Genomic DNA, 14053 nt, shown 5'->3' on the forward strand with positions numbered 1-14053 from the left:
GTTGCTGCGGCGCTCCGGAACCTTTTTCAGCGCGGCCCCGCCCCTGTGGCGAGATCGGACTAATGGACCATCAAAAAGGATAGCCCGAATGCGCGAACGGCGGGCTCTCGCTGGGAGAACCCGCCGATCAATTCATCAGCGGCGCAGACCGAGCTTCTCGATCAGCGTCTGATAGCGTGCGTCGTCCTTGCGCTTGAGGTAGTCAAGCAGTGAGCGACGCAGGGAGACGAGCGCCAGAAGACCACGACGGGAGTGGTTGTCCTTCTTGTGGTCCTTGAAGTGCTCGGTCAGGTTCTTGATGCGCTCGGAAAGGATCGCAACCTGAACTTCCGGCGAACCGGTGTCGCCCTTGGCGGTTGCAAATTCAGCCATCAATTCCGACTTGCGCTCGGCAGTAATCGACATCGTGTTTTCCTTTCAATCTGGAGGAAACGGGACGCCCTCGGCCGGGATGTCGTCCAGCTGGGGCCAATGGAACAAGGCGCTTAAAAGCGCGATGTTGCGGCGCATATAGTGGAATTTGGCAACAAAAGCCAGTCCCATTCGCAAGCCGGCTCCGGGCCGCCCTTCAGAGCCATTTGCGCCAGCGGAAAAACAGTACCAGCGAGATCGCGACCAGGGCCATGAAGCCAAGGGCCGCCGGATAGCCGTAAGGCCAAAGCAGCTCGGGCATGTTCCAGGGCGAGCTGGCGGGATCGAAATTCATGCCCCAGATGCCGGCAAGAAACGTCAGCGGAATGAAGATCGCCGAAACGATCGTCAGCACGCCGATGATCTCGTTGGTGCGCGATTGCGACAGCGAAAGCTGCATCTCGATCAGGCCGATCATCGTTTCCCGCTGTGACTCGACCGTTTCGGCCAAGCGGATGGAATGGTCGAGCGTGTCGTTGAAATAGACCTTCGTCTCGGCCGAGATGAAGGCAGCGTCGGAACGGATCAGCGTAGTCAGCGCATCGCGCAACGGCATGATGGTACGCTTGAGCAGGCTGGTTGCCCGACGCAGGCCGTGCAGCTGGCTGATGTGCTGCTTCCTGGGAGCGGCCAGCAGTTCGTCCTCGATGGCGTCGACCTTGTCGCCTGTCGCATCGACGATCGGGAAGTAGCTGTCGACCACCGCGTCGATCAATGCATAGGCGAGATAGTCGGCTTTGCGGTGGCGCAGGCGGCTGGGGTTGGAGGTGCGGATGCGTTGGCGCACCGGCTCGAACGGGTCGCCCTCGCGCTCCTGGAAGGTGACGACGAACTTGTCGCCGAAAAAGAACGAGATCTGCTCGTAGCGGCTGGTCTTGGCGTCATCGATCATCGAGAGCACGAAGAAGGCGTGATCGTCGAAGAAGTCGGCCTTGGAGCGCTGGCCGGTATTGACCACATCCTCGAGCGCCAGTGTGTGCAGGCCGAAGATCCTGCCGATCTCCTCGATCAGGCCGATATTGGCAAGGCCGACGCAATCGAGCCAGATCAACGGCCAATTTTTGCAAGCAGCCTCGACGTCGTCGAGGCTGGCATCGTCGACGAATTCGCAGGCTTCCGGCGAGATCAGCGTCAAGTTCAGCGCCGACTGGCGCGCCGACGGATCGGCGATCAGCGTGCCGGGTGACGCGCCGACCGGTGGCCGCGTGTGCTGGCGATGGCCGCGGTTGCCGGTAGGTTCAGCCAGTGCCATTTCGCCTCGCTCGCGGAATCATGTCAGCGATCCAAGCGGAAACGGCACCGGCAGACAAGTGTCAGGCAGTGAACACCCGCTTGGGCTTGAACATGCCCTGTTCGATGGCGCCGATGGCAACGAGCTTGCCGCGCGCGGTGGCGCAGGCTTCCTCGGCCTCGACAGGGGCATCGCGGCCGCGAACGATGACCGGGTTGCCGAGCCTGATCTTGGAGGCGGCCTCGTCGGTCACCGCAACCTGCGGCAGGCAGTCGAGTGCCGCTGAGGTGTCGACGACGAATTCATCGATCGCGGTGAAGTCCCATTTGCCCTCTTCGCCTTCCGGCTGGCCGGCGGTTCGCGCGGCATCGAGCTCGGCTATGGTGACGAAGTCCTCTGCCGTGAAGGGGTCGACTTCGGTGCGGCGAAGCTCGGAGATGTGGCCGAAGCAGCCGAGATCGCGACCCATGTCGCGGGCAAGCGAGCGGACATAGGTGCCCTTGCCGCAATCGATCTCGAATACGGTGCGGTCAGCACTGTTTTCGATGATCTCAAGGCGGCCGATCTCGACCTCGCGGGCTGGAATGTCGACTGTCTCACCCTCACGGGCGAGGTCATAGGCGCGTTCGCCTGCGATCTTGATCGCCGAGAACTGCGGCGGCGTCTGCATGATGACGCCGGTATATTTCGGCATGACGGCGCGGATCTCTTCCTCGGACGGACGCTTGTCCGAGGTTTTGGTCACCGGTCCTTCCAGGTCATCGGTCGAGCGCTCTTCTCCCCACGAGACGGTGAAGCGGTAAACCTTGGCGCCATCCATGACGTAAGGCACGGTCTTGGTGGCTTCGCCGAGCGCGATCGGCAGCATCCCGGAGGCGAGCGGGTCGAGCGTTCCAGCGTGTCCGGCCTTTTCGGCGTTGAACAGCCATTTTATCTTGGAGACGGCCTCTGTCGAGCCCATGCCGACAGGTTTGTCCAGCACCAGCCAGCCGGAGACGGGCCGGCCTTTCTTCTTGCCGCGACGCGACATGTCAGTCTTCCTTGTCTTCTTCGCCGTCGAGGTCGCGCGCCACTTCGGGCGAGCGCAGCAGATCGTTGATCTTGGCGAAATTGTCGTAACTGGTGTCCAGCCGGAAACGGAATTCCGGCATGTATTTCATCTGCCGCAAGGCAAAGGAAACGCGGCCACGGATGAACTTGGCGTATTTGTTGAGCGCGGCGATGACCGCATCAGTATCCTTGGCGCCAATCGGCGACACGAAGGCGGTGGCGATCTTGAGGTCAGGCGACATGCGCACCTCGGTGATCGAAATAACAGCCGTTTCGATCACCGGATCGATGATCTCTCCGCGCGGGAGCATTTCGGAAAGCGCATGGCGCACCTGTTCGCCGACGCGAAGCTGGCGCTGTGATGGGCCTGAACTCTGAATACGCGACATGGTCCTGAAAATCCATATGTCGCAGGAGGCGGAATGGGACCGCGCTTCCTGCTGCACGAAAACGGACGGCGGCCGAACGGCCACCGTCTAGCACATCGGCCCGAAAATCGGATTTCGATTTTCGGAAAGCACGATGTGCCGGCACAAAGTTCTAGAGCGTCCTTTGCGCGCCCAAATGGACGCCGCGGCGCTCTAGGCGATTAGGCAAATGCCAGAGGCTTAGAGCCTCCGGGTCACCATCTCCACGCGGAAGCACTCGATGACGTCGCCAGCGCGCATGTCTTCGTAGTTCTGGAAGGCCATACCGCATTCCTGGCCGACTGGCACTTCGGAGACTTCGTCCTTGAAGCGCTTGAGCGTCTTGAGCGTGCCTTCGTGGATGACGACGTTGTCGCGGATGAGGCGGACGCCCGCACCACGTTCGACCTTGCCTTCGGTGACACGGCAGCCCGCGACCTTGCCGGTCTTCGTGATGTTGAAGACTTCGAGGATCTCGGCGTTGCCGATGAAGGTTTCACGGCGTTCTGGCGACAGCAGGCCGGACATCGCATCCTTAACGTCGTCCACCAAGTTGTAGATGATGTTGTAGTAGCGGATCTCGATGCCCTGCTGCTCAGCGGCGTGACGTGCCTGCGCATTGGCGCGGACGTTGAAGCCGATGATTGCCGCGCCCGAGGTTTCGGCGAGCGTGACGTCGCTTTCGGTAATGGCGCCGGCGCCCGAATGAACGATGCGCGCACGGACCTCGTCGGTGCCGAGCTTGTCGAGGGCTGCGATGATCGCTTCGACCGAGCCCTGCACGTCACCCTTGATGATGAGCGGGAACTCCTTGAGGCCGGACGACTGCAACTGCGACATCATCTGCTCGAGCGAGCCGCGCTGGGTTGCGTGCTTGGCGACAGCCTTGTCACGCGCCAGGCGCTGGCGGTACTCGGTGATCTCGCGGGCACGAGCTTCATTGTTGACAACCGCGAAACGGTCGCCAGCCTGAGGCGTGCCCTGAAGGCCGAGAATCTCGACCGGCGTCGCCGGCGGAGCTTCCTCGAGACGGTTGCCACGATCGTCGACCAGAGCGCGGACGCGGCCCCACTGGTCACCGGCGACGAGAATGTCGCCTGGCAGCAGTGTACCGGTCTGCACCAGCACCGTTGCAACCGGACCACGGCCCTTGTCGAGCTTGGCTTCGATGACCACGCCCTCGGCCGTACGGTCGGGATTGGCCTTGAGGTCGAGAACTTCGGCCTGCAGCAGGATCGCCTCGAGCAGCTTGTCGAGATTGGTGCCGTTCTTTGCCGAAACCTCGACGTCGAGCACTTCACCGCCCATCGATTCCACGAAGACTTCGTGGCGCAGCAGCTCGGTACGGACCTTTTGGGGGTCGGCCGACGGCTTGTCGATCTTGTTGATGGCAACGATGATCGGCACGCCGGCAGCCTTGGCATGGCTGATCGACTCGATGGTCTGCGGCATGACGCTGTCGTCGGCTGCAACCACCAGGATCGCAATGTCGGTCGCCTGGGCACCACGAGCACGCATCGCCGTGAAGGCGGCGTGGCCGGGGGTGTCGATGAAGGTGATCTTCTGACCGTTCTTCTCGACCTGGTAGGCGCCGATGTGCTGGGTGATACCACCGGCTTCGCCGGAAACGACGTTGGCCTGGCGGATAGCGTCGAGCAGCGAAGTCTTGCCGTGGTCGACGTGACCCATGATGGTGACGACAGGCGGACGCGTAACCAGGGTCGCACTGTGATCGGCGATGTCGAACAGGCCCTCTTCGATGTCGGACTCGGCAACGCGGCGAACCGTGTGGCCGAATTCGGAAGCGACCAGTTCAGCCGTATCGGCGTCGATGACGTCGCCCGGCTTCAGCATCTGGCCTTGCTTCATGAAGAACTTGACGACCTCCACGGCGCGTTCGGACATGCGCTGGGCCAGTTCCTGAATGGTAATGGTCTCAGGAAGAATGACTTCGCGCACGATCTTCTCGCGCGTTTCCTGGTGCATCGCACGCTTGAATTTTTCCTGACGGCGACGCATCGCCGAGAGCGAACGCGAACGGGCGTCGCCATCCGCGGAAGTCAACGCCGTATTGAGCGTCAGCTTGCCGCGACGACGGTCGTCTTCGGTCTTGGTCTTGGCCGGACGGGCAATCTCGGGGGTCGCAACGCGGCGGATCGGCGATGCGGTTGCGGCACCGGGACCAACGCGGCCCTTTGGCTTGGCTTCCACCTCGTCGGGCACATTGGCCTCGAGGGCTGCGGCCGGCGCACGGCGACGGGCCTCGTCCTCGGCGCGGCGGCGCGATTCGGCCTCGGTCTTGAGACGGGCTTCTTCCTCTGCCTGGCGGCGAGCCGAATCCTCGCGCTCCTTGCGGCGGCGCTCGTCTTCCTCGGCGCGGCGGCGCGCGTCTTCTGCGGCGCGGGCGCGATCTTCCTGTTCACGCGCGACCGAGCCTTCGAGTGCGCGACGACGCGCATCCATCTCGCTGCGTGACAGTGAATTCAGCACCATGCCCGAGCGCTCGGGCTGGCGCGGCGCAGGCCGCGGTGCCTCTTTCGCGACAGGCGCAGGTGCTGGTGCAGGCGCGGGTGTCGGCCTGGGCGCAGGAGCCGCCGCGACTGGCGTCGATGCAACAGGTGTCGCTGCCACAGGCGCAACCGGCGCTGCCGGTGCAGGCGCTGCTGGCTGCGGCTTGGGCGCGAACACCGTCGCTGCCGTCGGTGTAGGCTCGTGCTTGTCGCCGGGCATGGAGAACTTACGCTTCTTCGTCTCCACGACGACCTGCTTTGTGCGGCCGTGCGAGAAGTTCTGGCGTACGGTTCCCTGCTCCGATCCCGGGCGCTTCAGCGTCAAGGTCTTCTTCGGAGTGACGCTCAACGTGTTGTCATCGCCCGATTTGCTATCGCTCATTCCATATCCTCTGCGGCATCATCGTCGTAGGCAATCGCCGCAATCATTGCCAGATCATCCGGGGATCCGCCCCGATATCGGTCAAGCGCAACCATGCGCTTCGCGACCGCCTTGCCCGCGTCTCCCGCGAGGACGGCAGCATGTATCACATTTGTTGCCCCCAATGCCAAACCCAATTCCGCTTCCGAAAAAAGTTTGTAGGCGGGCGTTGCAGGCCCGCCGATATGCACTGTGGCCTTTCGGGCCTGGGTGATCTTGCGGACGCCATCCTCGGCGCCCTCGTAAGCATGGAGTACTAGAAGCGCCTTGCCGGCACGGACCGTGGAGTCGACCTTGGCGGCACCTAGTGCCACCAGACCGGCCTTGCGGGCAAGCCCAAGCGAGCCAAGCGCCGACCGGACAAGCAGATTATCCACCATCGCGCCCAGATCGGGCGGCACGACGACCTGCGCCTTGAAGGCACGGGCGAACATGCCCTTGGCCGCCGCCTTGTCGATATGTAGGCGGTCGGCCGTCACCCAGCAACCACGGCCGGGCAGATTTCTCTTGAGATCGGGATAGACGGCCGAATCCGGGCCGACGACGAAACGGATCAGATCATCCGGTTCGGCGCTTTTGCGCGTGACGATGCAGGTGCGATCGTTCATCTCGTCCAACAGATTCTCCGGCCGGCCTCACGTCACTCACCGGCGACGTCGGCAGGCTCTTCCTCGGACGCAATCTCGTCCTCGGCGATCCAGCCAACCATGCGTCGGGCAGCAACGACCATCTGTTCCGCATCGGTGCGCGACACGCCGTAGTCGGCGAGTACGCCTGGGAAGAACTTGGTCTCTCCGTCCTTGCGTTCCTTCCAGCCGACGAGATCGTCGGCGGCATAGCCGGCGAAGTCCTCGACGGTCTTCACGCCGTCATTGCCGAGCGCGACCAGCATCGCGGTGGTGATGCCGGGGATCTCGCGCAGTTCGTCCTGCACGCCGAGTGCCTTGCGCTTCTCGTCGTGCTCGGCCTCGATCTTGCCGAGATATTCGCGGGCGCGGGTCTGGATCTCGGACGCTGTGTCCTCGTCGAAGCCGTCGATCGATGCGATTTCGTCGGCATCGACGTATGCCACTTCCTCAACCGAGGTGAAGCCTTCGGACGCCAGCACCTGGCCGACCATCTCGTCGACATCGAGCGATTCCATGAACAGGGTCGAGCGCTCGACGAATTCCTTCTGGCGGCGCTCCGACTCTTCCTGCTCAGTCAGGATGTCGATGTCCCAGCCGGTCAGCTGCGAGGCGAGACGCACGTTCTGGCCGCGGCGGCCGATGGCCAGCGACAGCTGGTCGTCCGGCACCACGACTTCGATGCGCTCGGCGTCCTCGTCGAGAACGACCTTGGCGACTTCGGCCGGCTGCAGGGCGTTGACGATGAACGAGGCTGCCGAAGGCGACCACGGAATGATGTCGATCTTTTCGCCCTGGAGCTCGCCGACGACGGCCTGGACGCGCGAACCACGCATACCGACGCAGGCGCCGACGGGGTCGATCGAGCTGTCACGCGAGATGACGGCAATCTTGGCGCGCGAACCGGGGTCGCGGGCGACCGACTTGATCTCGATGATGCCGTCGTAGATTTCCGGCACTTCCATGGTGAACAGCTTCGCCATGAACTGCGGATGGGTACGCGACAGGAAAATCTGCGGGCCGCGCTGCTCGCGGCGCACGTCGTAGACGTAAGCGCGGACGCGGTCGCCGTACTTGTAGTTTTCGCGGGGGATCAGTTCGTCGCGGCGGATGATGGCTTCACCACGGCCGAGGTCGACGATGACGTTGCCGTATTCGACGCGCTTGACCGTGCCGTTGACGATCTCGCCGATGCGATCCTTGTACTCGTCGTACTGGCGGTCGCGCTCGGCTTCACGCACCTTCTGGACGATGACCTGCTTGGCAGACTGGGCGGCGATGCGGCCGAAATCCATCGGCGGCAGCTGTTCGGCGATGAAGTCGCCGAGCTGCGCATCGGGATTGCGCTCACGCGCCGAGCTCAACGCGATCTGGATGGCGTAGTCATCGACCTTTTCGACGACTTCCATCAGGCGCTGCAGCTTCATCTCGCCCGTGTTGGGATTGATGTCGGCGCGGATGTTGGTCTCCTGACCATAGCGCGAGCGCGCTGCCTTCTGGATCGCGTCGGCCATGGCGGCGATGACGATCGACTTGTCGATCGACTTCTCGCGGGCGACCGCATCGGCGATCTGCAGCAGTTCGAGCCTGTTGGCGCTTACAACCATTGTCTTTCTCCCGGAGCGTCCGGCCGGATCAGGTCCAGCCGTTGGGCTCTATCAATCTTCCGTTTCGGTTTCTTCGTCTTCCGGCGCATCTTCGGGTTCCCCACGACGCTTCCGTGCTTCCTTGCGCGCCTGATTGTCCTTGCTCAGGGCATCGCGAATAAGATCATCGGTGAGGATCAGGCGCGCGTCCGAGATCGTCTCGAAAGGCACGCGCACAGTCGGCTCCTCGCCGTAGGCAGCCTGGTCGCGCTGGATCAGGATGCTCTCTTCGTCGACCTCGGCGATCTTGCCGCGGAAGCGCTTGCGGTCGGCAACCATGACCGACGTCTCCATCTTGACGATGTGACCGATCCAGTTGCCGAAATCCGACTTGCGGACCAGCGGCCGGTCGATGCCCGGCGACGAAACTTCGAGATGATACGCCTTTTCGATCGGATCATCGACATCGAGAGCAGGCGAAACCGCGCGGCTCACCTCTTCGCAATCCTGGACGGTCATGGTGCCGTCTTCGCGTTCGGCCATGATCTGCAGCGTCAGCCCGTTCTGGCCCGACAGGCGGATGCGAACGAGGCGGAAGCCGATCGCGCGAAGGACGGGCTGAACGATCAGGGCGATGCGGGCGTCGATGCCGGTCTCGCGAATGATGCGGTCGTCGCCTGTCTGTTCGACTGCGTTTTCGGTCATTGGTTCTCCAGACGGTCGGCAGGTAACAAAAAAGAGCGGGACCGGGTGGACCCACTCTTCGTCATACCGACCAAGAATTTGAGGCTGATATAGCCGAAGGCGGCGCGCCTTTCAAGTCCTGTGGCCGGTTGCGTCCACTGGCACTTGTTTAGCCGACCATTGCAGCAGATGCATGGCAAACATGCGCGGACACCCCTACCGCTTCCCTGTGCGTCACCTATATTTGCTGCGTTGCACAAGAAGTGATGATGCAGCGCAAAAGAGGATAAAGAGATGAACACCCGCAAGCCCCTTGGCCGCATTGGCGAACTGGTCCGCACCTTTGGTAGCGCCGTCGCTGCCGCAGCAGCCGTCGAGCGCGGTCATCGCCCAACCAACCAGGACCTGGTGATGCTCGGCATCGACCCGCTCCACTTCGACCGCATTCGCAAATACTGATCGCAAGCATTCAGGGTAGAGAGCGCACAGCTGGCCGCGTCATTGGCGATAGCCGAGACGTGGCCAGCCGGGCCGCGCTCCGGAGCGGCCGGTTATTCTGACCGTCGCTCTGTCCCTGGGTATCCAGCCTCGCCGTCGAGGCAAAGAAAAGCCGAGGCCGGGATTCCGGGCCTCGGCTTTTTTCGTTTCAGAGGACGAGACGAACTCAGTCCTCGTTGGCGCCCAGCTGGGCCAGCACCTTGCCCCGGCCACGGGCACGCAGATACAGCGGCAGCAGGACGGCGGTCGCCGCAAGCAACAGCAACACGATCGCGATCGGCGAATGCACCAGGATCGTCGGGTCGCCCTGGCTGATGGCCAGCGCGCGGCGAAGCTGCTGTTCCGCCAGCGGTCCCAGGATCAGACCGACAACGACGGGCGCGATCGGATAGCCGAAGCGGCGCAGGCCGTAGCCGAGCAGGCCGAATACCAGCAGCAGGCCGAGCTCGAAAGTCGAAGGGTTGGCGCCGATGGTGCCGAGCGTCGCAAACAGCAGGATGCCCGAATAGAGCCAGGGCAGCGGGATGTTCAGCAGCCTGACCCAGACGCCGACCAGCGGCAGGTTGAGCACCAGGAGCATCAGGTTGGCGACCAGCAGCGAGGCGATCAGGCCCCAGACGAGCTGCGGGTTGGTCGCAAACAACAACGGCCCGGGCTGCAGGCCGAATTGCTGGAAACCGGCGAGCATGATGGCAGCGGTCGCCGTCGTCGGCAGGCCGAGCGTCAAGAGCGGCACCAGCGTACCGGCCGCGGAAGCATTGTTGGCCGCCTCGGGACCCGCGACGCCTTCGATGGCGCCATGGCCGAACTCTTCCGGCTTCTTGGCCAGGTTCTTTTCCACCGAATAGGACAGGAAGGTGCCGATTTCAGCACCACCGGCCGGCATCGCGCCGATCGGGAAACCGATGGCGGTGCCGCGCAGCCATGGCTTCCATGACCGGCTCCAGTCCTCGCGGGTCATCCACACCGACCCCTTGATCGCCTGGATGGTCGAATCACCACCCCTGCTGGCAGCAACGCTGAGCGCCTCGCCGACGGCGAAGAGCGCAACCGCAAGCGTCGTCACCGAGACGCGGTCGAGCAGCTCGGGGATGCCGAAGGCAAGACGGGCCTGGCCGGTCTGCGTGTCGATGCCGATCAGGCCAAGGCCGAGGCCGATGAACAGTGCGGTGAGGCCGCGCAGGGTCGAGTCGCCGAAGGCGGCGGAAACGGTCATGAAGGCCAGGATCATCAGCGCAAAATATTCGGCCGGGCCAAAGGACAGCGCCATCTTGACGACCGTCGGCGCGACAAAGGCGAGACCGACCGTGGCGATCAATCCGGCAACGAACGAGCCGATGGCGGCCGTTGCCAGTGCCGGGCCGCCTCGCCCGGCGCGCGCCATCTTGTTGCCTTCGAGCGCAGTCACGATCGAAGCACTTTCGCCAGGCGTGTTGAGCAGGATCGACGTCGTCGAGCCGCCATACATGCCGCCATAATAGATGCCGGCGAACATGATCAGCGACCCCGCGGGATCAAGCTTGTAGGTGACGGGCAAAAGCAGGGCGACGGTCAGTGCCGGACCGATGCCGGGGAGAACGCCGACAGCCGTGCCGAGCGTCACGCCGATCAGCGCATAGAGCATGTTCATCGGCTCGAGTGCCGTGAGCAGTCCCTGCGCGAGCAGACCAAAGGTATCCATTTAGAGCCGAGCTCCCTTGATATTTGCTCAGAACAACAGATGTTCGAGCGGGCCGGCGGGCAGCGAGAGCTGCAGCCCCTTGGCGAAGATGATCCAGACGACGAAGGAAAGCACGATGCCGATCGGGATCGTCTTCCACAGCGGTCCGCGGCCAAAGGCGCGAGCTGTCGCCGCGAACAGCAATCCGGTGGCGATCGAGAAGCCGGCTGTCTTGAGCAGCAGCATCTGGGCGGCAAGACCGCCGACGATCCACAGGATCGGGCTGATCTCCTGCTTTTCGCGCTCGGGGAAATCGCCACGCCAGGCTTCGACAAACGTCCAGATCGACAGGCCGCAGAACGCTATTGCGATTATGTAGGGAACGGTCGTCGGGCCGACACGGGCGTAACTGGCGACGGGACCATGGCTGGCGGTGCTCCAGGCGATGACGACAGACACCACCATCAAAAGGGCGGCGATGACAAGCGCCGCCCGATCGGGGCGGCGCCTTTCTTGTTGCTGGTTGTCCAGGCTCATTTCACCAGGCCGATGTCTTTCAGGATCGCCGACGTCGCCTCGGTGTCCTTCTTCAGCTGTGCTGCGAAATCGTCGCCGGCAAGGTAGGTGTTGGCCCAGCCCTTGTCCGCAAGGATCTTCGTCCACGAAGCCGAGGTCACCATCTTCTCGACATCGGCGAGGACGGCGGCCTTCTGTTCGGCCGAGATGCCGGGAGCGGCAGCAACCATGCGCCAATTCTGGATCGAGACGTCAACGCCGCCTTCCTTGAAGGTCGGGGCATCGATGCCTTCGACCTTGGCATCCGACGAGATGCCGATGATGCGCAGCGTGCCGGCCTTGATCTGCTCGGCGAATTCGCCATAGCCGGAAATGCCGACGGTCACCTGGCTTCCGAGGAGAGCAGCGAGCGCCTCGCCACCGCCGGAATAGGCGATGTAGTTGACCTTGGTCGGGTCGACGCCAACGGCCTTGGCGATCAGGCCGGCCGTGATGTGGTCGGTGCCGCCGGCCGAACCACCGCCCCAAGACACGGAGCCGGGATCAGCCTTCAGCTTGGCGACGAGGCCGGCCATGTCCTTGATATCGGAAGCTGCCGGAACGACCAGCGCTTCGTATTCGCCGGTCAGGCGTGCGATCGGGGTGACCTGGTCGAGCGTGACTGGCGATGCGTTGGTCAGGATGGCGCCGACCATGACGTAGCCGCCGACGATCAACTGTGCCGGGTCGCCACTGGCCTGGTTGACGAACTGTGCCAGGCCAATGGTGCCGCCGGCGCCCGGAACGTTGTTGACCTGAACCGAGCCGGAGATCTTCTCTTCCTGGAGTGCGGTCTGCATCGAACGGGCCGTCTGGTCCCAGCCGCCGCCAGGCGCTGCCGGAGCCATGATCTTGTAGTCGGCAGCGAAAGCCGGCAGGGCGACCGCGCCTGCGATAATGGATGCCAATACGAACTGCTTCATTGCTGTTCCTCCCTTGCCCGCATGCGCGGGACAAAATGCTTTTTCAGTTTCGAAGCCCGCGCCTGAAGCAGCGTCCCGGAAAACTGAGGGAGAAGGAACAGGCCGGCCCAGGGGCCTGCCATCACAGCAGCGTTTCCTGGCCCCTCTGCGCGGCGGTGAAAAACGCCATCGGGTAGCCTTAGCGGAAACGTGTTCGAAATCCTCCCGAACTTTCCGAGCCTCGCCGCCTCCAACGGATGGGCCAAAACTTCCCTATCGCAGCAACCTGACATCAGACTGACACCGATGCAACAGCTTGGGGAACATGCTGACATCAGGGACTGCGCAGCGCCTCGTTCCAGCGGCCGATGACGCGCGAGCGCTTGACCTGGTCGAGATAAACCATCAGCCCCGGACTGACCGGCACCGGGCGCAACTGCCCGCCGAGCACCTCCTGCATGCGGTTGGCGGTGTTCTCGCCCGACACATCGGGATTGACGGCAGCGATGTGCAGCTGCCGCGCCATGACCGTCTGGCCCTCGGCCGACATGAAATATTCGAGATAGCGGCGGCCGAGGTCGGGCGACTTGGCGGCCGCCGGCACCAGGCCGATGCGCGACATCACCACCGTGTAGTCCTTGGGCAGGACGATGCCGACATCCGGGTTGCGTGCCGCCCAGTCGGCGGCATAGGAGCCGAGGATGTTGTAGCCGAGCACGAAGCGGCCGTCGGCGATGCGCTCAAGGATGGCACTGCTCGTGGAATAGAGCTTGACGCCCGCTGCCCCCATGGCCCGGATCACCGACCAGATGTCGGGATACTGTTCCTGATCACGAGCCATGAACATAAAGCCGACACCGGAGCGCTCGATGTCGTAGGTGGCGATGCGGCCATAGACCCTGTCGCCCTGGGACTTGAGATAGTCGACGAGCTGGCCGCGTGTCGCTGGCGGGTCGACGTCCTTGAAGCTCGGTTTGTGGTAGACGAACACCGCCGGCTCGTAGGTCAAGGCATAGGCCGTGTCGCGCCAATTGGCCCAGCGCGGCCAACGATCAGACAAAGGCAGCCGGCTTTCCTGGGCGTAACCGTCATTGGCGAGCTTGACCTGCAGGTCCATCGCCGACGAAAAGGCGATGTCGGCAGTGCCCTTGCCGGCGTCGGTCTCGGCCAGGACACGGTCGTAGATGTCGACCGTTTGCAGTTCCTCGTAACGAACGGCGACGCCGGGATTGGCCTGCTGGAAGCCGGCGATCATCGGATTGTTCAGCGGCGCATCAAGCGAGGAATAGACGACGAGCGTGCGGGCGTCCGACGCACCGTTGAGAGCTGGGAAAACGGTGACTTCCGCTTGCACCGGCGCAGAAAGGCAGACAAGGGCGGTGAGAATGGCTAGGCGCATGATCGCCGGACCATGCCTCAGCGCGCCGGACGACACAACGGGCGGATGCGTCGTACGGGCTCTGGACCTTTGCCCGGCGAATGGGCATCGTTCGGATGGGGCGGGCAAGGAGA

At 63.3% G+C, this 14053-nt stretch carries 13 protein-coding genes; 1 reads left to right on the forward strand and 12 read right to left on the reverse strand.

Annotated elements, in window-relative coordinates; all coding sequences use genetic code 11:
• Positions 1–135: 135 nt before the first annotated feature.
• The 8 genes from rpsO to rimP all read right to left on the reverse strand — a co-directional run bounded on the left by rpsO (position 136) and on the right by rimP (position 8947).
• Positions 136–405 (reverse strand): 30S ribosomal protein S15, encoded by a 270-nt coding sequence (gene rpsO / locus DY201_RS00090; protein WP_067954434.1) that lies wholly within the window; start codon positions 403–405, stop codon positions 136–138.
• 163 nt (positions 406–568) lie between these two features.
• The gene (gene corA, locus DY201_RS00095; protein WP_115729313.1) at positions 569–1663 is read right to left on the reverse strand and encodes a magnesium/cobalt transporter CorA; all 1095 of its coding nucleotides are present in this window, start codon (positions 1661–1663) and stop codon (positions 569–571) included.
• A gap of 61 nt (positions 1664–1724) precedes the next feature.
• Positions 1725–2672 (reverse strand): tRNA pseudouridine(55) synthase TruB, encoded by a 948-nt coding sequence (gene truB, locus DY201_RS00100; RefSeq protein ID WP_115729315.1) that lies wholly within the window; start codon positions 2670–2672, stop codon positions 1725–1727.
• Between the two features lies 1 nt (position 2673).
• Positions 2674–3081: a 30S ribosome-binding factor RbfA gene (gene rbfA, locus DY201_RS00105; protein WP_115733493.1), complete on the reverse strand. Its 408-nt coding sequence runs from the start codon at positions 3079–3081 to the stop codon at positions 2674–2676.
• Positions 3082–3300: 219 nt separating this feature from the next.
• Positions 3301–5991 (reverse strand): translation initiation factor IF-2, encoded by a 2691-nt coding sequence (infB, locus tag DY201_RS00110; RefSeq protein WP_115729317.1) that lies wholly within the window; start codon positions 5989–5991, stop codon positions 3301–3303.
• Entirely contained in the window at positions 5988–6638 is a 651-nt protein-coding gene (locus DY201_RS00115; protein ID WP_115733494.1) for an RNA-binding protein, read from the reverse strand. The genes infB and DY201_RS00115 overlap by 4 nt, the downstream gene beginning before the upstream one ends.
• Before the next feature lie 32 nt (positions 6639–6670).
• Entirely contained in the window at positions 6671–8263 is a 1593-nt protein-coding gene (nusA, locus tag DY201_RS00120) for a transcription termination factor NusA (RefSeq protein ID WP_115729318.1), read from the reverse strand.
• Positions 8264–8314: 51 nt separating this feature from the next.
• Entirely contained in the window at positions 8315–8947 is a 633-nt protein-coding gene (gene rimP / locus DY201_RS00125; protein WP_115729320.1) for a ribosome maturation factor RimP, read from the reverse strand.
• A gap of 273 nt (positions 8948–9220) precedes the next feature.
• On the opposite strand from rimP, the gene DY201_RS28865 reads away from it, so the two are divergent.
• The gene (locus tag DY201_RS28865; protein ID WP_165916076.1) at positions 9221–9385 is read left to right on the forward strand and encodes a hypothetical protein; all 165 of its coding nucleotides are present in this window, start codon (positions 9221–9223) and stop codon (positions 9383–9385) included.
• Between the two features lie 205 nt (positions 9386–9590).
• Here DY201_RS28865 and DY201_RS00130 read toward each other — a convergent pair whose 3' ends face one another.
• From DY201_RS00130 to DY201_RS00145, 4 genes are all read right to left on the reverse strand, one after another.
• A complete protein-coding gene (locus tag DY201_RS00130) occupies positions 9591–11105 on the reverse strand; it encodes a tripartite tricarboxylate transporter permease (RefSeq protein WP_115729322.1) in 1515 nt (504 codons plus the stop codon).
• Positions 11106–11132: 27 nt separating this feature from the next.
• Positions 11133–11621 (reverse strand): tripartite tricarboxylate transporter TctB family protein, encoded by a 489-nt coding sequence (locus tag DY201_RS00135; protein WP_115729324.1) that lies wholly within the window; start codon positions 11619–11621, stop codon positions 11133–11135.
• Positions 11618–12562 (reverse strand): Bug family tripartite tricarboxylate transporter substrate binding protein, encoded by a 945-nt coding sequence (locus tag DY201_RS00140; RefSeq protein ID WP_115729326.1) that lies wholly within the window; start codon positions 12560–12562, stop codon positions 11618–11620. The genes DY201_RS00135 and DY201_RS00140 overlap by 4 nt, the downstream gene beginning before the upstream one ends.
• Positions 12563–12875: 313 nt before the next feature.
• Positions 12876–13940, reverse strand: a complete 1065-nt coding sequence (locus tag DY201_RS00145) for an ABC transporter substrate-binding protein (protein ID WP_115729328.1) — start codon at positions 13938–13940, stop codon at positions 12876–12878.
• Positions 13941–14053: the final 113 nt, after the last annotated feature.

It is taken from the genome of Aminobacter aminovorans, from assembly GCF_900445235.1.
Taxonomy (GTDB): domain Bacteria; phylum Pseudomonadota; class Alphaproteobacteria; order Rhizobiales; family Rhizobiaceae; genus Aminobacter; species Aminobacter aminovorans.